The organism is Microbacterium sp. F01 (genome assembly GCF_056156365.1).
Genome location: NZ_CM149592.1, coordinates 1,000,915 through 1,026,030, shown reverse-complemented (window position 1 = coordinate 1,026,030; position 25,116 = coordinate 1,000,915). Strand labels below are relative to the sequence as shown.

The 25,116-nt window shown below is 70.8% G+C and carries 20 protein-coding genes; 6 read left to right on the top strand and 14 right to left on the bottom strand.

All coding sequences use genetic code 11. From position 1 onward, the window contains the following. The first annotated feature begins 51 nt into the window (after window positions 1-51). From ACVN90_RS04480 to ACVN90_RS04455, 6 genes are read left to right on the top strand one after another with little or no spacing between them, the layout of a single operon-like run. Window positions 52-1,365 carry an ABC transporter substrate-binding protein gene (locus tag ACVN90_RS04480; protein WP_475100965.1) on the top strand — a complete coding sequence of 438 codons (1,314 nt, stop codon included), beginning with the start codon at window positions 52-54 and terminating at the stop codon, window positions 1,363-1,365. 18 nt (window positions 1,366-1,383) lie between these two features. Continuing rightward, window positions 1,384-2,376 (top strand): carbohydrate ABC transporter permease, encoded by a 993-nt coding sequence (locus tag ACVN90_RS04475; protein ID WP_475100964.1) that lies wholly within the window; start codon window positions 1,384-1,386, stop codon window positions 2,374-2,376. Continuing rightward, complete coding sequence (locus ACVN90_RS04470; RefSeq protein ID WP_475100963.1) at window positions 2,373-3,281, top strand: carbohydrate ABC transporter permease; 909 nt, start codon at window positions 2,373-2,375, stop codon at window positions 3,279-3,281. The genes ACVN90_RS04475 and ACVN90_RS04470 overlap by 4 nt, the downstream gene beginning before the upstream one ends. Continuing rightward, window positions 3,278-5,794, top strand: coding sequence for a glycoside hydrolase family 2 protein (locus tag ACVN90_RS04465; protein WP_475100962.1), 2,517 nt, complete (start codon window positions 3,278-3,280; stop codon window positions 5,792-5,794). The genes ACVN90_RS04470 and ACVN90_RS04465 overlap by 4 nt, the downstream gene beginning before the upstream one ends. Continuing rightward, the gene (locus ACVN90_RS04460) at window positions 5,791-6,762 is read left to right on the top strand and encodes a glycoside hydrolase family 113 (RefSeq protein WP_475100961.1); all 972 of its coding nucleotides are present in this window, start codon (window positions 5,791-5,793) and stop codon (window positions 6,760-6,762) included. Before ACVN90_RS04465 ends, ACVN90_RS04460 begins: the two co-directional genes overlap by 4 nt. Continuing rightward, window positions 6,759-7,673, top strand: a complete 915-nt coding sequence (locus tag ACVN90_RS04455) for an N-acetylglucosamine kinase (protein WP_475100960.1) — start codon at window positions 6,759-6,761, stop codon at window positions 7,671-7,673. The genes ACVN90_RS04460 and ACVN90_RS04455 overlap by 4 nt, the downstream gene beginning before the upstream one ends. Window positions 7,674-7,805: 132 nt before the next feature. Here ACVN90_RS04455 and ACVN90_RS04450 read toward each other — a convergent pair whose 3' ends face one another. From ACVN90_RS04450 to ACVN90_RS04385, 14 genes are all read right to left on the bottom strand, one after another. After that, entirely contained in the window at window positions 7,806-9,635 is a 1,830-nt protein-coding gene (locus tag ACVN90_RS04450; protein WP_475100959.1) for an ABC transporter ATP-binding protein, read from the bottom strand. Continuing rightward, complete coding sequence (locus ACVN90_RS04445) at window positions 9,617-11,476, bottom strand: ABC transporter ATP-binding protein (protein WP_475100958.1); 1,860 nt, start codon at window positions 11,474-11,476, stop codon at window positions 9,617-9,619. Before ACVN90_RS04445 ends, ACVN90_RS04450 begins: the two co-directional genes overlap by 19 nt. Window positions 11,477-11,879: 403 nt before the next feature. Continuing rightward, the gene (locus tag ACVN90_RS04440) at window positions 11,880-12,389 is read right to left on the bottom strand and encodes a methylated-DNA--[protein]-cysteine S-methyltransferase (protein WP_475100957.1); all 510 of its coding nucleotides are present in this window, start codon (window positions 12,387-12,389) and stop codon (window positions 11,880-11,882) included. After that, complete coding sequence (locus tag ACVN90_RS04435) at window positions 12,386-13,969, bottom strand: Ada metal-binding domain-containing protein (protein WP_475100956.1); 1,584 nt, start codon at window positions 13,967-13,969, stop codon at window positions 12,386-12,388. Before ACVN90_RS04435 ends, ACVN90_RS04440 begins: the two co-directional genes overlap by 4 nt. Window positions 13,970-14,031: 62 nt before the next feature. Further along, a complete protein-coding gene (locus ACVN90_RS04430) occupies window positions 14,032-14,277 on the bottom strand; it encodes an LIM domain-containing protein (protein WP_475100955.1) in 246 nt (81 codons plus the stop codon). Then, on the bottom strand, window positions 14,274-14,657 hold the full coding sequence (locus ACVN90_RS04425; protein WP_475100954.1) for a hypothetical protein: 384 nt from the start codon (window positions 14,655-14,657) through the stop codon (window positions 14,274-14,276). Before ACVN90_RS04425 ends, ACVN90_RS04430 begins: the two co-directional genes overlap by 4 nt. Continuing rightward, complete coding sequence (locus tag ACVN90_RS04420) at window positions 14,650-16,983, bottom strand: WXG100-like domain-containing protein (RefSeq protein ID WP_475100953.1); 2,334 nt, start codon at window positions 16,981-16,983, stop codon at window positions 14,650-14,652. Before ACVN90_RS04420 ends, ACVN90_RS04425 begins: the two co-directional genes overlap by 8 nt. Then, complete coding sequence (locus ACVN90_RS04415) at window positions 16,980-17,273, bottom strand: hypothetical protein (protein WP_475100952.1); 294 nt, start codon at window positions 17,271-17,273, stop codon at window positions 16,980-16,982. Before ACVN90_RS04415 ends, ACVN90_RS04420 begins: the two co-directional genes overlap by 4 nt. After that, on the bottom strand, window positions 17,270-17,599 hold the full coding sequence (locus ACVN90_RS04410; RefSeq protein ID WP_378900156.1) for a WXG100 family type VII secretion target: 330 nt from the start codon (window positions 17,597-17,599) through the stop codon (window positions 17,270-17,272). Before ACVN90_RS04410 ends, ACVN90_RS04415 begins: the two co-directional genes overlap by 4 nt. 80 nt (window positions 17,600-17,679) lie before the next feature. Further along, a complete protein-coding gene (locus ACVN90_RS04405) occupies window positions 17,680-17,973 on the bottom strand; it encodes a WXG100 family type VII secretion target (RefSeq protein WP_109212292.1) in 294 nt (97 codons plus the stop codon). Between the two features lie 125 nt (window positions 17,974-18,098). Next, window positions 18,099-18,839: a hypothetical protein gene (locus tag ACVN90_RS04400; RefSeq protein ID WP_475100951.1), complete on the bottom strand. Its 741-nt coding sequence runs from the start codon at window positions 18,837-18,839 to the stop codon at window positions 18,099-18,101. 76 nt (window positions 18,840-18,915) lie between these two features. Continuing rightward, window positions 18,916-19,599 (bottom strand): FHA domain-containing protein, encoded by a 684-nt coding sequence (locus tag ACVN90_RS04395; RefSeq protein ID WP_475100950.1) that lies wholly within the window; start codon window positions 19,597-19,599, stop codon window positions 18,916-18,918. Between the two features lie 117 nt (window positions 19,600-19,716). Continuing rightward, the gene (locus ACVN90_RS04390; RefSeq protein ID WP_475100949.1) at window positions 19,717-24,045 is read right to left on the bottom strand and encodes an FtsK/SpoIIIE domain-containing protein; all 4,329 of its coding nucleotides are present in this window, start codon (window positions 24,043-24,045) and stop codon (window positions 19,717-19,719) included. Next, window positions 24,042-25,094 carry a hypothetical protein gene (locus tag ACVN90_RS04385; protein ID WP_475100948.1) on the bottom strand — a complete coding sequence of 351 codons (1,053 nt, stop codon included), beginning with the start codon at window positions 25,092-25,094 and terminating at the stop codon, window positions 24,042-24,044. The genes ACVN90_RS04390 and ACVN90_RS04385 overlap by 4 nt, the downstream gene beginning before the upstream one ends. Window positions 25,095-25,116 lie beyond the last annotated feature (22 nt).

Sequence of the window (25,116 nt, the reverse complement as noted above, 5' to 3'; positions counted from 1 at the left end):
GCGACGACGCGCACCGGCAGTTCAAGGGCGAACCTGACAAGGAGAAATCACATGGCGAAGAAGGCATTGGCGGGCATCGTGCTGCTGGCCACCGCCGCTGTCGCGATCAGCGGCTGCGCGGGCGGCGGCGCGAGCGACGCCGACAACACGATCGACGGCGAGATCAAGGGCGACATCAAGGTCCTCACCTGGCGCACCGATCTCGTGCAGGACGGGACGTACGACCGCTACGTCGAGGAGTTCGAGAAGAAGTACCCCGAGGTGAACGTCACCATCGAGGCGGTCACGGACTACGCCACCGAGATGCAGACGCGCATGTCGACAACGAACTACGGCGACGTCCTCGGCATCCCGACCATCCAGCCCGACCAGTTCGAGCAGTTCCTCGAGCCGCTCGGCGAGACGGCGGACTTCGAGGACACGTACCGCTTCCTCCCCGCCGCCAGCTACGACGGCACCCAGTACGGCATCGCGTGGGGCGGCAACGCCAACGGCGTCGTCTACAACAAGAAGGTCTTCGAAGAGGCCGGCGTCACCGAGCTCCCGACGAGCGAGGAGGAGTGGCTCGAGGCCCTGCAGAAGGTGAAGGACAACACCGACGCGATCCCGCTGTACACGAACTACAAGGGCGGGTGGCCGCTGACCCAGAGCTTCGGCAACCTCGGCGGCGTCACCGACGATGCCGATGCCCCGATCACCCTCGCCGAGGACCCGGCGCCGTGGACCGAGGGCACCGACATCTACGCGATCGACTCCCTGCTGTACGACAGCGTGGCGGCCGGCCTCACCGAGGACGACCCGCTCACCACCGACTGGGAGCAGTCGAAGGTGCTCATCGGCACCGGCGAGGTCGCAGCGATGACCCTCGGCTCGTGGGCCGTGTCGCAGATGACGGCCGCCGCCGAAGACAACGGCGCCTCAGCCGACGACATCGGGTTCTTCGCGTTCCCGGCGAACGTCGACGGCCAGCAGTACGCCGTGATCGGCGGCGACTACAACCTCGGCGTGAGCAAGCACTCGAAGGCGAAGGCCGCGTCGTGGGCGTTCATCCAGTGGATCGTGGGCGAGTCCGACTACACCGACGTGCAGGGCATGGTCTCGACGCTGAAGGACGACCCGCTCCCCGCGTCGCTCACCGACTTCGAGGCCGCAGGCGTCGAGCTCATGGAGATCAACCCCGCCCCGGCGGGCAAGGAGGCGCTGCTCACCGAGACGGCGAACGAAGCCCAGATCGACCTCTACGGCCCGATCTACCGTCAGAAGCTCGTCGACATCGCCCGCGGTGCCGCCGACGGCGACAAGGAGAGCTACTTCGCCGAGCTCAACGACAAGTGGGGCGCCGCCGTCGAGAGCCTCAAGGGCTGACGGAGGGGACGCCAGTACATGGCCATCGCAACTCCTGGCGCGGCACCGGCGGACGCCCCTGCTGCCCTCTCGGCGCCCCTGCGCGGTCGCCGGCTCCGCGGGATCTCCCGCGGGGCCGGTGGCCGGCGGGGCGGCTCCGCGGGTCGGAGCGTCATGCAGCACCTCACACCGTGGCTGTTCCTCGCCGCTGCCGTGGGACTGCTGCTGCTGTTCACCTACTGGCCGGCGATCAACCTGTTCTATTACAGCGTCACCGACTGGGACGGCATCGACCAGCAGAAGAACCTCGTCGGCCTCGAGAACTACGTGCAGGTCTTCACCGATCCGCGCATCTTCACGGTGTTCTTCGTCAGCCTCTACTACTTCGCGGCGTCGTTCTTCCAGATCGCGATCGCGCTGTACTTCGCGACGATCCTGAGCTTCTCGACGCGCTTCTCCGGCTTCTTCCGGGGTGTGCTGTTCTTCCCCTATCTGATCAACGGCGTGGCCGTCGGCTTCGTCTTCCTGTACCTGTTCCAGCCCGGCGGCACGCTCGACACGGTGCTGAGCTGGTTCGGCGTCACCGAGCCGCCGCAGTGGCTGGGCGACCCCGACGTCGTGAACTGGTCGCTGGCCGCGACCTCGGTCTGGCGGTACACCGGCATGGGGTTCGTGCTGTTCCTCGGCGCGATCCAGTCGATCCCGCACGAGCTGTACGAAGCTGCCGAGATCGACGGCGCGAACCGGTGGTCGCAGTTCTGGGCGATCATCTTCCCCGGCATCCGCCGCGTCGTGGGCCTCACCGTGATCCTCGCGATCGCCGGCAGCCTCAGCGTGTTCGAGGTGCCCTTCGTGATGACCGGCGGCGCGAACGGTTCGTCGACCTTCGTCATCAACACGCTGCAGACCGCGTTCAGCTACCGGTCGGTGGGCCTCGCCTCGGCGATGGCCGTCGTCCTGCTCGTCGTGGTGCTGGTCGTGACCTGGATCCAGCGCAAAGTCTTCCCCGACGAGAAGGTCGATCTCACATGACCACCACACAGGAACCCCTCCGCACCATGCCGCTGCGGACGACCCCGCCGGAGAAGAAGATCCGCGGCCGCTCTCCGCTGGAGAAGCTGCGGTCCGGCACGGCGACCTCGGCGAAGTACACGAGCCTCGTCGTCGCGGCGATCGTGACCATCCTTCCGCTGTCGGTCCTGCTGTTCGCCGGGCTCAAGACGGCCCCCGAGTACGCGCAGACCGGGCCGTTCACTCCGCCGTCGAACTGGCTCAACTTCGACAACTTCGTCACCGCGTTCGTCAGCGGGAAGATGCTCGAGGGCTTCGTGAACACCACGATCGTGCTCGTGGTCTCGCTCGTCGGCACGATCTTCATCGGCACCATGGCCGCCTATGCGCTGGACCGCTTCAACTTCCGCGGCAAGCGACTGGTGCTCGCGCTGTTCCTGATCGCGACGCTGATCCCCGGCGTCACGACGCAGGTGGCGACCTTCCAGCTCATCAGCACCTTCGGGCTCTACGACTCGATGGTCGCCCTGATCATCCTGTTCATGGGCACCGACATCATCGCGATCTACCTGTTCATCCAGTTCATGCAGTCGATCCCGGTCTCGCTCGACGAGGCGGCGATGATCGACGGTGCGAACCGGTGGACGATCTACTGGCGCATCATCCTGCCGCTGCTGCGGCCGGCCATCGCCACCGTCGTGATCATCAAGGGCATCGCGATCTACAACGAGTTCTACCTCCCGTTCCTCTATCTGCCCTCGCAGGGGTTCATCTCGACCTCCCTGTTCCGTTTCAAGGGTCCCTACGGCGCGCAGTGGGAGGTGATCGCCGCGGGTACGATCCTCGTGATCATCCCGACGTTCATCGCCTTCCTGCTGCTTCAGCGCTGGATCTACAAGGGCCTCACCGCAGGAGCCGTCAAGTGACAACCGCTCTCTCCCTCCGTCCCCTCCACACCGGCTGGACGCTCCGCGCATCCGCCGGCCCGGTTCCGGATGGATTCATCACGGATGCTGCCGCCGCCGTAGCCGCGACGGTGCCGGGGTGCGTGCACACCGACCTTCTGGCCGCGGGCCTCATCCCCGACCCCTTCCTCGACGACAACGAGTCCGCGCTGGCCTGGATCGGACTCGTCGACTGGACGTACGCGACGACGTTCACGTGGGCACCGGACGACGCCGACCGCACGGACCTCGTCTTCGAGGGCCTCGACACCGTGACGACGATCCTCCTCAACGGCACCGAGATCGGGTCGACGGCGAACCAGCACCGCTCGTACCGTTTCGACGTGCGCGACGCGCTGGTCGAGGGCGACAACCAGCTCGAGGTGCGCTTCCGCTCGCCGGTGAAGTACGCCAACGAGCAGAGCGTCGCGCTCGGGGTACGCCAGCGCCCGTACCCGCTCCCCTACGACGCGATCCGCAAGTCCGCGTGCAGCTTCGGCTGGGACTGGGGCATCGCGACCTACACCAGCGGCATCGTGAAGCCGGTCGGGCTGGAGTCCTGGTCGGTCGCACGGCTTGCGCAGACGCGCGTTGTCGCGACCCCCGTGGGCGACGGCGGTACGATCACGGTCGACGTAGACCTCGAGCGGGCAGCGGATGCAGCATCCGATCGTCTTCTCGTGCACGTCGCGGTGAACGGACCCGGACTCGACGACGACGCCCTGCCGAACACGTTCGTCGAGGTGGACGGCGATCGGGCGCACGTGCGACTCGAACTCCCCCACGCCGAACGATGGTGGCCTGCGGGGTACGGCGAGCAGCCGCGGTATGTCGTCGACGTCCGCCTGTACGGCGACGCACCCGACCCTCTGGACGCGACGCATCGCGTGGTCGGCTTCCGCGACGTGCGGTGGGACACGACGCCCGACGCCGCCGGCACTCCGTTCACCCTCGTCGTCAACGACCAGCCGGTGTTCGTCAAGGGCGTCAACTGGATCCCCGACGACGCGCTCACCGTGCGCGTCACGCGCGACCGCCTGCGCCGCCGCTTCGAGCAGGCGCTCGGCGCGAACCTCAACCTCATCCGGGTGTGGGGCGGCGGGCTCTACGAGTCCGACGACTTCTACGAGCTCGCCGACGAGCTGGGCCTCCTGGTCTGGCAGGACTTCCTGTTCGCATGTGCGGCGTACGCCGAGGAGGAACCGCTGCGCTCCGAGATCGAGGCCGAAGCGCGCGAGAACATCGTCCGACTCGCCCATCACGCCTCGCTCGTGCTGCTGACCGGCAACAACGAGAACCTTTGGGGCTACGAGGACTGGGGCTGGAAGCTGCGACTCGACGGCAAGACGTGGGGCGCGCACTACTACTACGAGCTGTTCCCCTCTCTGGTCGCCGAGCTCGCGCCGCACGTGCCGTACGCACCCGGCAGCCCGTTCAGCCCCGGCGCGGGCTGGGACGGCGAGACGCAGACCGGCCCGCACCCCAACGACGAGCAGCACGGCTCGATGCATCTGTGGGAGCAGTGGAACCGCCGGGACTGGCCCACCTACCGCGAGCACAAGCCGCGGTTCGTCGCCGAGTTCGGCTGGCAGGGGCCGCCGGCGTGGTCGACGCTCGTCCGCTCCGTATCGGACGCCCCGCTGACCCCCGAGTCGCCGGGCATGATCGTGCACCAGAAGGCGATGGAGGGGAACACGAAGCTCTCCAACGGGCTCATCCCCCACTTCCGGATGCCGGAGGCCATGGAGGACTGGCACTGGGCGATGCAGCTCAACCAGGCGCTCGCGGTGCGCACCGCTCTCGAGCACTTCCGCTCGTGGGCGCCGCACACGCAGGGCGCGATCGTATGGCAGCTCAACGACTGCTGGCCGGTCACCTCGTGGGCCGCGATCGACGGCGACGAGCGCCCGAAGCCGCTGTACTACGGGCTGAAGAACGCGTTCGCGCCGCGCCTCGCGACGATCCAGCCCCGCGAGAGCGGGCTCGCCGCGGCACTCGTCAACGACACGGCCGAGCCGTGGTCCGGGGAGTTCGTGGCGCGCCGGGTCGGCTTCGCCGGTGACGAGCTCGCCCGATTCACGGTGTCGGTCTCGCTCGCGCCGCGCGAGACCACGACCGTCATGCTGCCCGCCGAGGTCGCGGTCGCCGCCGAAGCCGCCTCCGAGCTCGTGGTCGCTGGCGTCGACGGCGTGCGGGGCTTCTGGTTCTTCGCCGAGCCCCGCGACTCGGCGCTCGGCACGGCCGAGGTCGAGGTCCGCACCGAACCGGCCGCAGATGGCACGGTGGTCACGCTCACGGCCGCGACGCTGGTGCGCGACCTCACGCTCCTCGTCGACAAGGTCGACCCCGGTGCCGTGGCGTCCGACGCACTCGTGACTCTGCTGCCGGGCGAGAGCACGACGATCGTCGTGCGGCACGACGGCGAGCCGCTCGCAGCATCCGTCCTCTCCGATCCGCGGGTGCTCCGCACCGCCAACGAGCTGGTCGTCCGATGACCGCCGAGACCGCCCAGGCGCTCGGGCCCTACGTGGCCGGAATGACCTGGGGATGGACGGGCGTGCGCGGAACCTGGGCGACCGCCGAGGCATCCGCCTCGATGCGGCTGATGGCGGACCACGGCGTGAACTGGACAGCCCTTGCGTACTCGGCACTGCAGGACACTGCGCAGTCGACCGAGGTGCGGTTCCGCGACGAGCCCACGGTGACCGACGACGAGATCGTGTGGGCGATCCGCGAGGCGAAGGCGCTCGGGCTGAAGGTGTGCCTGAAGCCCGTCGTCAACGTCGCCGACGGCACCTGGCGCGCGTACATCGGGTTCTTCGACCAGGACGTCCCCGGTGAGCCGACCTGGGGCGAGTGGTTCGCGTCGTACCGGGAGTTCATCGTGCACGCCGCGCGCATCGCCGAGGCGGAGGGCTGCGAGATGCTCTGCATCGGCTGCGAGATGGTGCGCGCCGACGCCCGCGAGACCGAATGGCGCGAGCTGATCGCCGCCGTGCGCGCCGTGTACTCGGGCCTCGTGACGTACAACTGCGACAAGTACCAGGAGGATCGCCTCGCCTGGTGGGACGCGGTCGACGTCGTGTCATCGAGCGGGTACTACCCCATCGACCGGTGGGAGGCGGAACTCGACCGCATCGAGGCGGCCGTCGCCGCGACGGGCAAGCCGTTCTTCTTCATGGAGGCCGGATGCCCCTCGCGCGAAGGGTCGCCCGATCGACCGAACGACTGGTCGCTGCCCGGGGAGGTATCGGGCGACGAGCAACTGCGGTACTACAGGGTCATGTTCGAGGCGTGCGCCGAGCGCACGTGGGTGGGGGGATTCATGTTGTGGGACTGGCCCGCGCGCCTGTACTCCGCGGAGGAGGCGGCCGCGAACGACGACTACTGCCCGTACGGCAAGCCCGCGGGCGTGTACCTGCGCGCGCAGTACACGGCGCTTTCGGCAGGGGCCCTGCGATGACCGCCGCGGTGCTCGCGATCGACGCGGGCCAGACGGGCATCAAGGTGCGCGTGCGCGAACACGACATCGTCTTCCCCGGCATCCGCACCGGCGAGCCGCTCCTCCCCCAGCTCGCGGCCGTCACGCACGCCGCGATCGAGCGCACCGGCGCCGACGTCTCGGTCGTGAGCGCGGGTGTGTCGGGGCTCACGACACGGGAATCGGATGCTGCCGCCCTCCTCGCCCGGATCGACGACGCCGCCGTGCACGAGGTCATCCTCGCGCACGACTCGACGACCTCGTTCCTCGGGGCGCTCGGGGACACGCGGGGGGCCGTGGTCGCGGCAGGCACCGGCGTGGTGACGCTCGCGGTCGGCGCCTCGCGTGTCGCCCGTGTCGACGGGTGGGGCTACCTCATGGGCGACGCGGGCAGCGGGTACTGGATCGGCCGCGAGGCCCTCGACGCCGTGATGCGCGAATACGACGGCCGCGGGCCGACCACCGCGCTGCGCGCCGTCGCCGAGGAGCGGTGGCCCGACCTCAGCCAGGCGTACATCCACCTGCAGTCCGACCCCGAGCGCGTGAGCGTGATCGCTTCCTTCGCGGCCTACGTCGCGCGCCTCGCCACGGAGGGCGACGCGGTGTCGCAGAACATCACCGTGCGCGCCGGCGGCGAGCTCGCCCACAGCGTCGAGACGGCGCTGCGCAGTGTGCGCTCCGACGAGCCAGGCGAGCACTTCGCCGCGTGCGCGATCGGCGGCGTCTTCCGCTCCCCGCAGCTGCGCGAGGCGTTCGCGTCGCACATCGCCGCGAGCGAGTTCGACGTCACGCTCGTCGAGCCGCTCGGCCACGGAATCGACGGCGCCGCTGCCCTCGCAGGCCTCGCGCCGCAGCATCCGCTCGCCCACGCGGTCTCGATCGCCCACGCCTGAGGCCTCTCCGTCCCACCGCTCGTGGGCGTCGCGAAAGGGTAGATCTCCGCACGCCGTGGACGCGGACGACGGATGCCCCGGCCCTGAGTGTGGACAGGGGGCCGGGGCATCCGGGGTCGAGGCGGGGTGCGACTAGACCAGCGACTCCCGCCATGCGGCGTGAAGCTGGGCGAACTTGCCGGTGCCGCCGATGAGCTCCTCGGGGGTGTCGTCCTCGATGATCTCGCCGTGCTCCATCACCAGCACGCGGTCCGCGATCGCGACCGTCGACAGGCGGTGCGCGATGATGATCGCGGTGCGGTCTGCGAGCAGCGTCTGCAGGGCGTCCTGGATCTGGCGTTCCGACGGGATGTCGAGCGACGCCGTCGCCTCGTCGAGGATCAGCACCGCCGGGTTCGCGAGGAACGCCCGCGCGAACGAGATCAGTTGACGCTGACCCGCCGATACGCGTCCGCCGCGCTTGTTGACGTCGGTGCCGTAGCCGTCGGGGAGGGCCTGGATGAAGGCGTCCGCGCCCACCGCACGTGCCGCGGCCTGGATCTCGTCGAGCGTCGCATCGGGCTTGCCCAGCGCGATGTTGTCGGCGACCGTGCCGCTGAAGAGGTACGCCTCCTGCGTGACCATGACGATCGCGCGGCGGAGATCCTTCGGGTGCAGGTTGCGGAGGTCCACGCCGTCGAGTGTCACCGCACCGCGCGTCGGGTCGTAGAACCGCGACACGAGCTTGGCGAGCGTCGACTTGCCGGCACCCGTCGTTCCGACGAGCGCGATCGTCTGACCGGCCGGAATGTCGAGCGAGAAATCCGGAAGGATGACGCGATCCTGCGAGTACCCGAACAGCACGTCGTCGAACCGGATGTGGCCCTTCGCCTCCCAGAGGTCGACCGGGGTCTTGGGGTCGGGAACCGTGGGCTCCTCCTCCAGGACGCCCGACACCTTCTCGAGCGCCGCCGTCGCGGACTGGTACGAGTTCAGGAAGAACGCGACCTCCTGCAGCGGCGAGAAGAAGTTGCGGACGTACAGCACGGCGGACAGCAGGAAGCCGATCTCCATCGCACCGTCGACGACCCGGATGCCGCCCCACGCGATCACGATCGCGAGGGTGAACGACGCCACGGCCATCAGGCCGGGCTCGAACGTGCCGAACAGGCGGATCGAGCGCATGTTGACGTCGCGGTAGTCCATCGCCAGACCGCCGAACTCCTCGTCGTTGCGCCCCTCCTTGCGGAAGGCCTTCACGGCGCGGATGCCCGTCATCGTCTCGACGAACTTCACGATCACCTTCGCGCTGATGACGCGCGACTCGCGGTACACGAGCTGCGAGCGCGTGTAGAACCAGCGCATCAGGAGGAAGAGCGGAATGCCCATGAACGTGAGGATCAGGCCCGACTGCCAGTCCACGATGAACAGCGCGACCAGCGTGAACGCGCCGTACAGGATGCCCGAGACCAGCTCGTTGAGCCCGCCGTCGAGGAGCTCGCGGATGGTGTCGAGGTCGCTCGTCTGGCGCGAGATGATGCGGCCCGACGTGTACGACTCGTGGAACTCCAGGCTCAGCCGCTGCGTGTGCAGGAAGATGCGCTTGCGGAGGTCCAGCATGATCGCCTGCGTGAGGCGCGCCGCCACCACGACGTACCACCCGATGAGGGCCGCGCCGCCGATCGCGGTCACGAGGTAGACGAGCACGACCAGGATCGTCGGCATCCAGTTCATCTGCTCCACCGCGGCGGGCAGGGCGTTGTTGATGCCGATGCCGATGAGCCAGGGGCCCGCGACGCGGAGTGCCGTCGAGACGACGAGCACGACGCCCGCGAGGATCAGCTGAGCCCGCACGGGAGTGATGAGGGAGCCGAGCAGGCGCAGCGAGCGCTTGCGGATCGCCTTGCTCTCGACGCGCGTGTAGTCGGAGCGGTCCTCGCCGCTCGTTCCGGTCACCGTGGTGCTCACAGGGTCACCTCCCATTCCTGGTCTTCCTGTCTGGCTCTCAGCCGGGCTTCTTCGACTTCGAGACTCGAGATCACGTGACGGTAGTGCTCGCTGGTGCGCAGCAACTCCGAGTGGGTGCCGACCGCGGTCACGCGGCCGGCCTCGAGCAGCGCGACGCGGTCGGCCAGCGTGACCGTCGACGGACGGTGCGCGACCACGAGGGCCGTCGTCTCGTGCAAGACCTCGCGCAGCGCGTCCTCGACGAGCGCCTCGGTGTCGACGTCGAGCGCCGACAGCGGGTCGTCGAGCACGAGCACGGCGGGCCGAGCGGCCACGGCGCGCGCGAGCGCGAGGCGCTGGCGCTGGCCGCCCGAGAGCGAGAGGCCCTCTTCGCCGATGATCGTGTCGACGCCGTCGGGCAGATCGTCCACGAACGACGCCTGCGCGACGTCGAGCGCCTCCCGCATCACATGCTCGGCCTCGGGGCTGCCGGGAACGAGGTCTTCTCGACCCAGCAGCACGTTGTCGCGCACCGACTGCGAGAAGAGCGTCGCGTCCTCGAAGGCCATGCCGATGTGCCGGCGCAGCTCGGCGAGCGTCAGGTCGCGCACGTCGACGCCGTCGAGCGTCACGCGGCCGCCGGTCACGTCGTACAGGCGCGTCGGCAGGGTCGTGAGGGTCGTCTTGCCCGAGCCGGTGAGACCGACCAGCGCCATCGTCTCGCCCGGCCGCAGCACGAGGTCGACGCCGTTGAGAAGATCCCGCTCGCGGTCCGCGGCATCCTGATACCGGAAATGCACGCCCTCGAACGCGAGCTCGCCGCGCGGCTTCGCGATGGTCTTCGGATCCTCGGGGTCGACGATCGAGTTCTGCTCGTCGAACACCTCGAAGATGCGGTCCGTCGCCGTGCGCGCGTCGAGGAGGAAGGAGAACAGGAAGCCGATCGACTCCATCGGCCAACGCAGCACCGTGGCCATGGCGAAGAACGCGATCAGCTCGGCGCCCTGGAGTTGGCCGATCGCCGTGAGGTAGATGCCGGCGCCGAGGCACAGCGCGAAGGCGATGTCGGGCAGGAGCACGAGCCAGAACCAGATCCAGCCGACGGCGCGTGCCTTGCTCAGCTCGGTCTCACGCAGCGTCTCGGCCTGGCGGGTGAACTTCTGCAGCGCGTGCTTGCCGCGGCCGAAGGCCTTGAGCACGCGGATGCCGTGCACGCTCTCCTCGACCGAGGTGGCGAGGTCGCCCGCCTGGTCCTGCGACTGGCGCGCGAGCGTGCCGTACGACTTCTCGAAGCGGTACCCCGCGTACCAGAGTGGCGCGGACGTCACGAGGAAGATCGTGCCGAGCAGCCAGTGCCAGCGGAACAGCAGCGCCGTGCCGACGACGATCGTGATGACGTTGACGACGAGAAGCACGACGCCGAAGGCGAGCCAGCGCCGCAGCATGCTGATGTCCTGCATCATGCGGCTGAGCAGCTGCCCCGACTGCCACCGATCGTGGAAGGCGACCGGCAGTCGCTGCAGGCGGGAGTAGAAGGTCTGGCGCAGCTCGTACTCGACCATGGTCGCGGGGCCGAGCACGAACCAGCGACGGAGCCAGACCATGAGGGCCTCGGCGAGGCCCAGGGCGAGGATCGCGGCCGCGCCCCAGCCGATCATGACGATGTCGCCGGAGGCGATCGGACCGCCGACCACCTGCTCGAGGACGAGCGGAATGGTCAGCGCGAGCAGGCTGGCGACGAGCGCGCTGGCGGCGCCCATCACGAGACGCGGAAGCACCGGCTTCGCGAAGGGAAGGAGCCGGGCGAGGGCTGTGAAGGTGGACAGTTCGGACCGTTGCGGCTGTTCTGATCGCTCAGGAAGGGCGGTGGTGGTCATGATCCTTGTGAGGGTGGTGATGCGGTGACCCGTCGTCGGGTCGCGTGGCGACAGCGCCGTGTGGGAGCGCTGTCATGAGAGAGGAGCCTCCTCCGGGGAGGAACGCTCGGGGGGACGGCGGTATGCCGAATCCGGCAGAGCCGGCAGATGCGAGGAGCGGACTACCCCTGGACGCGGGGACGCGGCAGCCAGGAAGCGGTGCGGGGTCCCGCGAAACGGAGGACGAAAGCGGTCTTCGCGGCGACGGCGGCCTGATACATTTCTTCCTCCTTGAGGTCAGCGGAAAGGGCTGTGCGCGTCGCTAGGTCGTAGCGACGCGACAGCCCTCCAGCATATACCTGGGAATTCTCTGAACGCAACAACCGCTTTCCGGTCCCCCGGAAAGCGGTTGAAAACGAGTCCTTCAGACGAGCGCGGGCACCGCCGCCTCGCGGTCGAGCAGACGCTGCTTGACCGCCAGCCCCCACGCGAACCCGCCGAGCGTGCCGTCCGTGCGCAGCACCCGGTGGCAGGGCACGAAGAGCGCGGGTGCGTTGCGCGCGCAGATGGATGCCGCGGCCCGCACCGCGCTCGGAGACCCGAGCTCGACGGCGAACTCGCTGTACGTGAGCGGGCGCCCCGGCGTGATGCGCCGCAGCGCAGCCCAGCCGGCGAGCTGCATCGCGGTGCCGTGCTGCGACACATCGACCGTGTCGATGGCCGCGAGGTCGCCGCCGTAGTAAGCGGAGACGGCGGCCGCAGCATCCGTCTCGCCCTTCTCGACGGATGACGGGCGCACTCGGTCCGCGAGACGCGCGAGGATCGCGTCGGTGTCGGCGGTCCACCCCGAGGCGAGCACGCGGCCCTCCTCGTCGGCGAGGAGCGTGAAGGCGCCGTCGGGGGTGTCGAGGGTCTGGATGGTGGCGGTGGTCATGAGATGCCTCCGGTGGTCGATTCGGATGTGAGGACGGTGACGGATGCTGCTCCCCGCCGCGGTGCGGCGGGTTTCGGCGGGACCGCGCGCCACAGGTGGGCGGTGAGGTAGCTGCGCCAGGGGGCGGTGCGGGCGGCCCAGACGTCGAGCGCGCGAGCCTCGGCGGGAAGGCCTGCCGCGGCAGCGCCCGCACGCACCGCGACATCGCCCGGGAGGAAGACGTCGGGGTCGGCGAGCACGCGCATACGCACGTAGTCGGCGGTCCAGGGGCCGATGCCGGGCATCGCGAGGAGGGCGGCACGCTGCTCGGCGGCGTCGTCGCCGGCGGTGAGGGTGAGCGAGCCGTCCGCGAGAGCCGCGGCGGCCCCGGTGATCGCGCGGATGCGGGCTGCGGGTCCGCGGTGCACCTCGGGTCCGCGCTCGGCGATCGCGGCCATCGTCGGGAACAGCCTCGCCGGCGCGGGGCCCTCGTCAGGCGCAGTGCCGGTCGCGAGCATGCCCGCGAAGGCCGGCACCTCCTCGCCCAGTGCCGCGGTGAGCGCGGTCAACGCGGTGCGTGCGGCGACCACCGTGATCTGCTGGCCGACCATCGCCCGGATCAGCATCTCGTGCGGGTCGGCGGCACCCGGAACCCGGATGCCGGGCAGCGCCTCGACGAGGGGAACGAGCTCCGGATGCCGCATGAGCGACTCGTCGACCGCGTCCGGGTCGGCGTCGAGGTCGAACAGGCGCCGGGCCCGGGTGACGAGCGTCGACAGGTCGGCGAGGTTCGTCAGCGCGGCCCGCAGCCGCACTCTTTCCACGTCGTCGAGGCGGAGTTCGAACCACGCGGGCCCGTGCGGCAGCCGCAGAGTGCGCGCGAAGGTCGACGCGGTCGCCGCCTCGGCGCCCGAGACCGCACGCGCCGCCATCCACGCGAACAGACCGGGCGCATCCAGCGCGCCGCGGTGCGGGAGTGCGAGGTCGATGGTCACACCCGGTGCCGACGCGGTCGGACCCTCGTGTCGCGAGACGCGACGCCGCGCGCGGAGCTCGAGGGGCGGCATCCCGAACACCTCCCGCACCGTGTCGTTGAACTGGCGCACGCTCGCGAACCCGCTCGAGAACGCGACGTCGGCAGCCGAGAGGTCGGTGCCGACGAGCAGCATGCGCGCGGTCTGCGCGCGGTGCGCGCGGCTCAGCGCCAGAGGCCCGGCGCCGAGTTCGGCGGTGAGGAGACGCGTGAGGTGGCGCGGCGAATAGCCCAGGCGGCGGGCGAGCCCCGGCACGCCCTCGCGTTCGACGACGCCGTCGGCGATGAGCCGCATGGCGCGACCTGCGGTGTCGCCGCGCAGGTTCCACTGCGGCGAGCCGGGCGCCGCCTCGGGCAGGCACCGCTTGCACGCGCGGTATCCCGCCTCGTGCGCCGCGGCGCTCGTCGGATAGAACGTGACATTGGACGGCTTCGGCGTTCGCGCGGGGCAGCTCGGGCGGCAGTAGATGCCGGTGGAGCGCACCGCGGTGACGAACTGACCGTCGAAGCGGGCGTCGCGCGAGTCGATCGCGCGGTACCGCTCCTCGAACGTCATAGCCAGGCTCATGCCCCTAGCCTGACACGCTCCCCCGACATCGGCTCGCGGAAATCGGACACGACTGTGCGGTGTCAGTCGAGCCCCGCGAGCCGTTCGCGCTCCTCCAGGTCGGGCAGCCGCTCGAGAGCCTGGTCGCGGGTGATCACGCGGGGATTGACGATTCCTTCCTCCCAATACGTCCCGCAGCGCCCACAGCGATAGACCTGGACCTGGAAGTCACGGCTCTGCCCCAGCAGTCGGGGCTCGTCGGATCGCCAGATCCATTTCTCCCGGCACCAGGGGCACCCCCGCGCGTCGGCGGGTTCGCTGAAGGTCATTCTCCTGACGTCTGCTTGGCGCGAATCTCATCGAGCAACTGGGGCGACAGATCGAATCCGGAATGAGCAGTTCGGACGAGCACCCCGAGACCCGGCCGCACGCCTCGGAGCGCGTCGCGCCCTCTCATCGATGCGGCGTAGCGCGCGAGATGCGAGACCTGACCGGCCGTCGCCAGCGAGTCGAAGATCACGACGTGCTGGATCTCATCGATCGTGACCAGCACGGGCTGGGTGGGTGACGTCATCGGATCGGTCGCACTCGGCAGCACGACCGGCGCGTCGAGGAATGCCGCCACCAGCTCGTCGACGGTGGCGCGACCCGCTTGCGCCGCGGTCGCCGTGCGGTCGAGAGCGTTCTCGTTCGACTCGTCGTCAGCCATGGATCGCAATCACCTCCCAGTTTCCTCCGTCGAGGAGGCGGAAGATGATGGTACCGCTCGGCATCGGCTTGCCTCCATCGATGACGAACTCCCGCGTCGGGTTGAGGAAGAACTCGTCGCCCACCTTCACCGCCGTGTGGCCGCCGGGGACGAAGTGCTCCCAGCCACCCGCGTCGTTGTAAGTGGGAAGTCGCTGCGGCACTCCATCGAGCGGGACCATCATGCCGAAGACATCGTCGCCGTTACGCCAGGCATTCATGGCGCTGGGCGCCATGCCGCTTTCGATGGCGGCGCTCAGACTGTCGTATACGTGGGAAGCATCCGCTTCCGGCATGAAGAACACGGCGTCGCCTGGTCTACCCAGGTTCGCGCCATCGAGCCACAGTTCCAACTGCTCGGGCCCGAAGAAGCGCACCCCGTTCTCGTAGTGGACGGGATCCCCCGGATCGCCCAGCATGTGCGAGTCCGCCGTGGGGTCGGGAGTCGCCGGATCTGCGCCTGCGGCCACGCCGTCAGCCGGCGCCGGAGAAACGGCGTCTGCGGCGTCGGGAACGTCGGCAGGAGAGCCGATGTCGTCGGCCCCGTCGCCGCCATCGGCCAGCTCATCGAACTGGCGGTCGATGTCGGCCTCGAGGTCATCGAACTGGCGATCGATGTCCGCCTCGAGGTCATCGAACTGGCGATCGATGTCCGCCTCGAGGTCATCGAACTGACGCGAGATGTCGTCGGACGTGGTCGGAGCATCGGTGACGTCGATCGACGGGGACTGCGGCGCCTGGCCCTCGGGAATACGGATGCCGCCACCGTCGCCGCCGCTGCCGCCGCTGTCGCTCGCACCCGTCACCTGAGGACCGTCGTAGTCGGGCCGCGTGCCGGAGCCGCCGTCGCCCGCGCCGCTGCCGGCGCTGTCGCTGCCGCCGGTCACCTGAGGACCGTCGTAGTCGGGCTGGCGCCCGATGCCGCTGCCGTCGCCGGTGCTCGGGCCGTCGGAGCCGCCGATCCGCGGACCCTCGGCGTCGGGAGTGCGGACGCTGCCGCTGCCGGGGTCCGCCGCATTCGACGTGCCGCCCCGGCGCCCACGGATGGACATGCCCGCACCCATCACGCTGCCGCCCGCGCCGCCGATGATGACCTGGCGGATGTCGACGCCATCGCCGTTGAGGAGGCCGTTCGACGCGCCGCTGGACGCACCGCCGGCGCCGTTGGCCAGTGCCTGCACAGCCACGCGCTGGCCGTACTTTCCGAACGCCAGCGCCACCGTGTCGGTGACGGCACCGCCGACGAGGCCGCTGCCCATGGCGACGAGGAGGTTGCCGTCTCTGCCCTTCACCAGCAGCTCGGACGAGCCGGCGGCAAGGGTGCCCGACGTGACGCTCACGACGATGCGCGCGGTCCGCTGGAAGCGGTTCGCGAGCGGGATGACGCGGGCCGAGATCGCGGCCAGCCGCGCCACGATGCGCGCCGCCGTGCCCGAGACCTTGGTGAGGAATGTGACGATGCGCTGCGCGACCAGGATGATGCGGGCGGTGAGGCCGCCGCCTGCGACGACGGCGCTCGCGCCGAAGGTGAAGACGCTGAGCGCGGCGCCGATCGCCACGGTCGCCGCGATCTCGATCGCGAGCTGCACGAGCATCTGGATGACCTCGCGGTGCGCCTCTTCGACGTCGGTCGCGTACTCGCGGCAGAGATCACCGACCTCCGAGATGTCACCCGCCGCGGCCGACACGTCGGTGGCGAAATCGCCGACCTCGGAGCGGAGCTTCGCCAGTTCGGCGCTGTTGAGGCCCATGAGCGCGTTGTCGGCCTGCCGGATCTCGGTCGCGAGGGCACGGACGTCGGTCTCGACGCCGTCCCAGGTGGTGCCGGCGCTGCGCAGCTTCGCGACATCGGCGTTGGGCCACATCATGCCGACGAAGTCCTTGACGACGTCCCATGCGTCGGGGGTGTCGTCGCTGCCGCCGAAGGCCGAGGGCGGCGCCCCGACGGTCACGGGCGTGCGCGCCGGTCGCACGGTGAAGGAGCCGCCGGCGGGCTTGCCGCCCGCTGCCTCTTCTGCGGCGGCGTGGTTCCAGCCGCTCTGCATGATGGCGCGGTCCATGGTGTTCGCGAGCACCGCGATGTCGGAGAGCGCCTGCAGGGCGTCGCGCGCCATGTCGTCGTAGCCCTGGGCGAGCTGCTCACCGCCGGGGTCGTCGCCGGCCATGCGGGCGTACTGGCTCAGCGAGCTGCGGGCGTCCGACAGGCGGTTCGCTGCGGACTCGCTGATCGCGCGGAACTCGTCGGCCGCGGCGATGTACTGCGTCGGGTCGATTCTTCTCTGGCTCACAGGCTGGCCCACATCGTCTGGGTGTCGGTCTGGGCGGTCTCGTACGCCGTCGCGGCGTCGCCCGCCCACGTCTTGAGGTCCTCGGCGAAGGCGCGGAGCGAGACGGCTCCGACCTGCCACGTCTGCACGCGCGTCAGGAACTCCACGCTCGCGACGCCCGACCACTGCCCGGTGGCGGCGGCCGTGGCGCCCGCCGCGTGGGTCTCGAGGTCGCTGCAGTACTGCACGAGGTTCGACAGAGTGGTTTCGAGCTCGCGCAGCTCGGCGATGTCGAAGGTGTGCTGGCTCATGCGTGCTCCCCCGGCTGTCGTGCGCTCACGCGCGACGTACGCGACGCGGCGGTCAGACCGGCCTCCGTGGTCGCATATCCCGCCTCGGCGCCCTGCAGGCGCGCGACGATGTCGGCGAGCGCAGCACGCGTGGTCGCGGCGCCGGCGAGCCACTCGGCCCAGGAGGTCGCGAACTCGTCGGAGGCGTCACCGGTCCACGAGGCGCCGACGACCGAGTTGACGGATGCCGAGACCTGGGCCACCCGCGCGTCGAAGTCTGCGAGAGCCGCAGCCATCGACGCCGCCGAGTACCCGAGCGCAGGGGTCGATACGGAGAAGTGCGCCACGACAGCGCTCCCTTCACGTCGATCACCGCCCCCGCAGGGGCGGCCGGACCGGGCGGACGGCCCGGTCCGTCACGGACAGGTCAGGCGCGGAAGCTGTTCGAGATGTTGTTCTCGGACTCCTCGTAGGCCAGCGCCGCCTTCGACAGCTGGTCGCTGATGCCGTTGAGGGACTCCTTCAGCTGCAGGCCCGCAGCATCCCACTGCTCGTACAGCTCGTTGAACGACTGCGAGGCGGCCCCGCCCCAGTCGCCGGCGATGAGGCCCTGCACGAGGGACTTGAGGTTGCTCAGCTGCGACTCGATCGCGGTGGCGCCCGACGCCAGCTGGTTCGCGACGCCCGAGAGCGACTCAGAAGTGACCTTGATGTCCGCCATGGAATCCTCCGTGGGTGGGGGGCGCTGTACGCCCGTGTGAAACGTTCGGTCTCATCCTGACATGCACGGCGGCAGGTGCCATGGGGACAATTCCCCATGGCGGATTCCGGACGCCGCGCGGGACGTCAGGAGACGGTCAGCCGCTTTCCGCCGCCCATCTCCAGGGTGGCCTGGGCGACCACCCCGTTCTCGGCGGTGAAACGGAAGGGAACGCCGTTGAGCGTGGCAGCGGCGCGCAGCGCCTCGCGGACCTGATCGCACTGCTCGCGGTTCAGGGCGACATCGAGGTTGAGCACGACCGCGCCGTGGTCGTGCATGCCGAGATCGAGCGACGCGACCCGGGGACCGCTCGCCGCCGCCCGCACGGAGCGCATGTCGTGCAGGCCGATGACGACGGAGTTCAGCGAGCCGCCGGTGTCGTAGGTGAGCTTCCGCAGCCGGCGCCCGAGACCCTTGCCCGCCTCGATCGTCGCCCGGTTGTCGGAGACGACGACGCCGAGCGTCTGCGCCCACACGAGCGGCGGCACGCCGGCCAGCCGCACACCGGTCGCGTCGATCTCGATGAACACGCCCTGGACCGCCAGCGTCTTCAGCACGCGCCGGCGCGAGATGAGACCCAGCCCGACGTTCCCCAGCATCACGACGAGGAGGATCGCGAGCAGGACGTACGTGACCGCGCGCCCGATGCCCGTCGCGAACAGCGCGACGATGACGACGAGCACGAGGGCCGAGATGCCGCCCATCGCCAGCAGGTAGCGCGTGTTGCGCTTCAGCGTCGCCGTCGCCTGCGTGCGGTCGATGTCGAACCGCAGGACGCGGCCGGACTGGACGAACTGACGCCAGGGATCGGCAGAGATGTCGGTCACGGTGTCTCCTCATTGCGGAACGGGGCTCTGGGGCATGGGGCCAGAACCGCATGGTGGCGGGCCGGCGTCTTCGCGGTCACGCCACGTCGACGATCACATCGCCGAGGGCGAGACGGTCACCGGCCGCCAGCTCGAACGGCACGTCACGGACGAGTGGATGCTTCGTTCCGGCGCGCACGACGACCGTGCCGTTGCCCGATCCCGGGTCGGTGGCGGTCGTGCCGCCGTCGGCGCGCGTCTGCACCACGAGGTGCACCCGCGACATGGAACGCGACGGGTCGATGACCTCCACGGGCACTCCCCCGCGCTGGGCCGCGCCTGCGCCGGGCTGTCGCCCCAGGACCAGCACGCGGTCGACCGGGATCCGGGCGCCCCCGGGAAGCAGCAGAGCGAGCGGCGACGCTGCGACCGCGGGCTGCGGCGTCCGCAACGGGCCCGGTGCGGGAGCCGCGGCGGGCGGGCGGGCGGCACCGGGCGGCGCTGCGGCCGGCGATGGTGGGATCGAGGCGGGCGCCACGACAGGCGCCGCCACGGGCGGCTGCACCCGCCCCCAGGCCGGCGCGTCCGGCAGCGGCACCGGCGGCAGCTCGGCCGGCGACTGCGCGGGAGCCGGGGCATCCTGCCGCCGCCCGCCCGTGGTGGGGAAGGGAGGCGCACTCTGCGGGCGCGGGGCGTCGCCGACGATGATCTGCCCGCATGCGGGACAGAACATCGTGTTCGGCCGGACGGCCTCGCCGCAGAAGCGGCAGTGGGTGGTCATGGGCGAGATCCTCGAGATCGCGAGAGCGGCGGTCCAAGCGTGTCCGATACACAGCGGGCCGGGTTCCACAGTAGACGCTCCGTCCGGGCGGCGGCTCGCAGCATCCGTTCCCCGCCGTCACACGCGCAGGTCCGGCACCTGCACCGCGCGGTACTCGCCGCCGAGGAACAGCACGCCGCTGCCGGGACCGCCCCGGCCGACGAGGTGGCGCGGCAGCTGCGCGCCGAACACCTGGGTGCCGATGATCGATGTCGGCGGCGACAACACGATGCCCGCGCGGCCGCGCTTGGCGTCCGATACAGGCCCCGACACCGCGGTTCCCGCCGCGTCCGCGGCGATCGAGACGACGAATCTCAGGCGCCCGCGCGCGGTGACGAACGCGCGCTCGAGCGCCGAGTCGCGGATGGACTCCGCGTCATCGATCACCGCCGTGAGCACCTCGTCGCCGGTCAGAACGGCCTCGATCTGCGCCGCGTCCGAGCCGGTCGAGAGGACGGGTGTGCCGTGGGATGCCGCGACCTCGGCGAGCACGGAGCCTGCGGCGGCGACCACGACCACGCGCTGGCCCGCCCAGGCGAGCTGGTGCGCGATGAGCGCCAGGGTGTCGGTCTTGCCGCTGCGGCGATCGCCGACCACGACGAAGCCGCCGGTGCCGGGCCAGTCGACGGTGAACCGCGACAGCGTGTCGCCGCCGACGCCGACGATGGGCGCCTCGGGCATATCGGCCGCGGCGACCGGCAGCGCGTAGGCGCGGGACAGCCCGATGTGGCTGGGAAGCGGGTCGACCCGCACCGGGACGGGCAGCTCGGCGAGCTGGGGGAACCGCGCGAAGTGCGCCGCGACGTGCTCGACGGTGCCGCGGAGCGCGCCGTTCTGCGCCTCGCCGCTCGTGTCGGCCGACAGCACCGCGATCTGCCCCTCAGCGCCGGTCGGCCCGAACAGCACGCGGCCGGGCGGCATCTCGGGGGCGATGTCGCGGACCATGATGCCGGCGGCGCGGTAGTCGTTGACGTCGCGCATCGGCAGCGCGTACTGCGTGTCGATGAAGCCCGCGATCTTGTCGGACGGCACCGCACGATCGGCCGTGATCACCACGCGGATGCCGACGGCGGGCCCCTCGCGCAGCAGGCGCATCACCTGGTCGCGGATGGCGAGCATCTCGTCGGGCGTCATCGAGGCCGCCAGGCGCTCCCAGCCGTCGATCACGACGACCGCGTACGCGAGGGCGTCGCGCGGCGACGCCTGCCGGCGCTGCTCGGCGATGCTGCCGACCGCCGCCTGCGCGAGCACGCTCTGGCGCCGCGAGAGCTCCGCCCCGAGGCGCCCGAGCAGGCGCGGCAGGCGTTCGGCGTCCTGCGGCGTGACCACCGCACCCGTGTGCGGATCGGCCGCCAGCGGCAGGAGGGCGCCGTTGCCGTAGTCCACGACGTACAGATGGAGGTCGGCCGGGGTGAAGCGGAGGATCGCCTGCGACACGATGGTGCGCAGCGCCGTGGTGCGACCGGAGCGGCTGCCGCCGAAGAGGAGCAGGTGCGAGTCGTCGTGGATGCTCCACAGCAGCGGCTCCTGACGCTGCTGTGCCGGCACGTCGGCGAGGCCGAGCACGACGGCGCCCTCGGGCGCGGCGCTCTCGTCGAAGCGGTCGAGCGGCAGCACCTCGGGAAGGGGCATGAGCCACGGCGACGGGCTCTTCGCGATCCCGAGGAGCGCGGCCGCCTGGGTCGCCAGCTGGACGAGGGCGCGCAGATCGGTGTCGTCCTGGTCGGGGCGGTGCACGCCGGCCTCGGCCGTCGCCGGGAACCGCGGCGGAAGTCCGAGCGTCTGCCACCCCACCTTCGCCACCGGAGGCAGCACGCGCGCCGAGCGCTGATGGCCGACGCGGAGCGCGGCGACACGCGCGGTCTGGAACGGGATCGGCGAGGCGTCCAGGCCGGCGCGGACGTACCCCCGGCCGGGCGACCCGGCGGGGATGAGCGCAGCGTCGGGCGTGCCGATGACGTCCGACGAATCGCCTCGGTCCGTCACGCGCAGGGCCACGCGGAGGTTGATGTTCGACTGCATCTCGGGGGTGATGACGCCCGACGGCCGCTGCGTCGCCAGCACCAGGTTGACGCCCAGCGACCGGCCGACGCGGGCGATGCGAACGAGCCCGTTGATGAAGTCCGGAAGCTCCGTCTTCAGCTCCGCGAACTCGTCGACGACGATCATGAGGCGCGCGAGACCGAGCCGGGCCGCGGCATCCGGATCCTTCTCCCACGCGGCGTCGACGTCCTTCGCGCCGATGTCGTCGCGCAGCACGCGTTCGCGCCGCTTGAGCTCGGCGTCCAGCGAGGCGAGGGCGCGCTCGGTCTCGCGGGCGTCGAGGTTCGTCACCATGCCGACGGTGTGGGGCAAGCGCGCGCAGTCGGCGAACGCCGACCCGCCCTTGTAGTCGATGAGGACGAAGTTGAGCGCGTCGGGGCGGTTGGCGAGCGCCAGCGAGACCACCAGGGTCTGCAGGAACTCGGACTTGCCCGAGCCGGTCGTTCCGGCGACCAGCGCGTGCGGGCCGTCGGCGGCGATGTCGATCGCGAACTCACCCTCGGTGCCCGCGCCGATGACGACGTACGACTGCCGCGGTACCAGCTGCCACTGCTCGGCGACGGGGCGAGCGTCGTCGAGGTCGACTCCCATGAGCTCGGTGTACCGCACGCTGGAAGGCAGGGTCGCGTCGTCGCCCACACCCCGCACGTGCTCGATGGGGCACAGCGCTCGCGCGACGTCCTCCGCGTAGGTCGTGGTGACCTGGTCCACGAGCACCGGTGCGAAGTACTCCTCGGCCGTCTCGACGCGACCCAGCAGCGGGTCGGCGCCGTCGACGGTGATGACGGATGCTGCCTCCTCGGGCAGTCGCGTGCGGTCGGAGTCGATGGCGATGACGTGGATGCCGTACTGCGCACCCTTCTCGAGGATCGTCACCATGCCGGGGAGCATGCGGTAGCGGCGTGCCCCGTCGACGACGACGATCAGCTGCGCGTCGGAGCGGCGGTCGCCGCCCGAGCGCATGCGCGCCTCGAGGAGCGTGCCGGCCTCGCGCAGCCGCTCGCGACGGGTGAGGTCGGTGTTGCCGATGAGTGCCACGGGACCCGCCCCGGGCTGTACGTGCGGCAGCCACTGCACCCACGACCACTCCGCGTCCTGCTCGCGGTCGCACAGCACCATGAGGTGCAGGTCCCGCGGCGAGCGCAGGGTCGCGAGCCCGGTCACGATCGACCGGGCGATCCCGCCGGCGACATCGGCCGGACCCGAGATCGCCAGTGGGCCGGCGGAGAGGTCGACCGACACCGGCGAGGGCGACGTGCCGACGCGCCGCTCGGCGGTGCGCTCCTTCTGCGGGCCGCCCTCGAACCGCACGTCGAGAGGCACGTCGGCGACGCCCACGCGAATCCGGAGCGAGTCCTCGTCGCTGCGCCGGCGCTCCCACAGGCGGGCGAGCGGCCGCGTGGCGATGTCGCGGATGAGCACCGGGTCCAGCGCCCGGTACCAGGCGTCGAGCCGCTGCGACCGCACGAGGTCGGCGATGCGCGTGCGCGCCGTCTCGATCTCGGCCACCCACTCGGCCTCGGTGCGCTCCCCCTTGCGCCGGGCGAGGCGCTTGTTCGCCATGAACGAGCCGACGACCATGACCGGCGACGCCGCCGCCATGATGAGCATGATCGGCCGCTGGAAGACGATCGCGAGGGTCACGCCCAGCACGATCGGCACGATGGCCGACAGCCACGGCAGGGGTGACGCGTCGGTCTCGGCGGGCTTGTCGCCCGGAAGTTGGACCACCGGCGTCGCGGACGGGGTGCGGATGCGCGAGGGCCGGTTGAACGCACGGGCGCCGAGCTCGTCGACGGTGATGTCGGCGTCCGATGCCGGCGCCATGCCGATGCGCACCACGCTGCTGCCGAGCTGCACCAGGTCGGCAGGCACGATGCGCACCGGGCCCTCCGCCGGCTGACCGTTGACCAGCACCTGCGCGGCCGGGTCGCCGGGCTCGACCGTCGCGGACAGCGGCTGGAAGCTCCCGTCGGCGGCATAGCCGCCGGTCGCGGTGATCGTGACATGGCGGGGAGCCAGGTGCGGGTCGGCGACGACGACGTCGCCGCTCGTCTCGCGGCCCACCGACACCGGCCGGTCGGGCTGCAGCGGCACCGCCTCGCCGGCGAACGCGCCGGCGACGAACTCCAGCCGGAGGCGCCCGGGCGAGATCACCTGCGGCGAGGCGGCGGGCACCACCTGGCCGCTGCGCAGTCCCGATCCGGCGAGGGTCTCGACGGCATCGGCCGACGGGGCGAGGATCGCGGGGTCGACCTGGAGCGATTCGGCCAGCTCCGAGACGGTCGTGGCCTCGTCGACCTTCACCACCCACGACTCGGCGGACGTGGTGTGCCGATCGGCGATCGTCAGGCGCAGGGTCATGGCGTGGGCACTTCCTGGAGGATGCGGGACAGGCGGGACAGCACGGTCGCGCCGTCGTCCTCCTCGTCCGAGGGCGGCGCGGGAACAAGAATTCCGAGCGGGCCGGCCTGGGCCCACTCGACAGGTATGGGAGAGACGGATGCTGCGTCCCCGCCGTCGTGCGTGAATGTGACGCTCCCGATCGCCTGGAGGCCACGATCGTCGACGACGCGGAACGAGAGCTGATCGCCGGAAGCCGGGTCCGCAGGGAGCGAGACGGCGCCATCCGACCCACAGGTCGCGCCGGCGATCGTCGTCGGACAGGAGAACGTGAGGTCGTCGCCCCAGGCGAGGTCGGCGAGATCGATCGTGCGGGCGGGCGCCGAACTCACATGCAGCGCCAGGGGCGCAGCATCCGTCATCGCCTCGACCATGCTCACGACCACCTCGGCCGTCGCGATCTGGCCCGCGTCATCCTCGACCGAGAGCTCGATCGTGATGTCGCCCGGTGCGTCGGAGCGCACGGCGAGGTGCGTCGGACCGATGCCGGCGTTCGCCGTGGCGGGCGACACCGCGCCGACGCGCAGCGAGGCCGTCTCGGGGGTGCAGAGCGTGCACGTGATGCCGAGGAGCGAGAGCGGGATCAGCACCTGGCCGCCCGCGGCGAACGGGGCGTCGACGCGGGGAGTCGAGATCTCGGGCGCGGGGGGCGGCGCGAGGGCGACGCGATAGTTCACGACGGCGCGCGTGGCGCCGGAGACGAGGGTGACCGGCAGGACGCGCTCGCCCCATTCCGGGTCGTACTCGGGGACCGTCAGGGTGATCCCGGTCGGTTCGCACGCGGTCTCGAAACCATCCCCGGTCGGCAGAGCGGCGCAGTCGACCGTGACCCCTTCCGCGACGGCCAGTTCGGCCGGCTCGCCGTAGGGGATCTCGATGAGGGCCGTGTTCGCCGCGGGCTGTGCGTCGGCCCCGTCGGCGGACGAGGCGGCCGATGCCGCGGCCGGCATGATCGCGGCCATCCCCGCCAGGATCACCGCACCGAGCGTCGCCGTCGGTCTGCGGAACATGGGACTCCAGGGGCTGGCGACG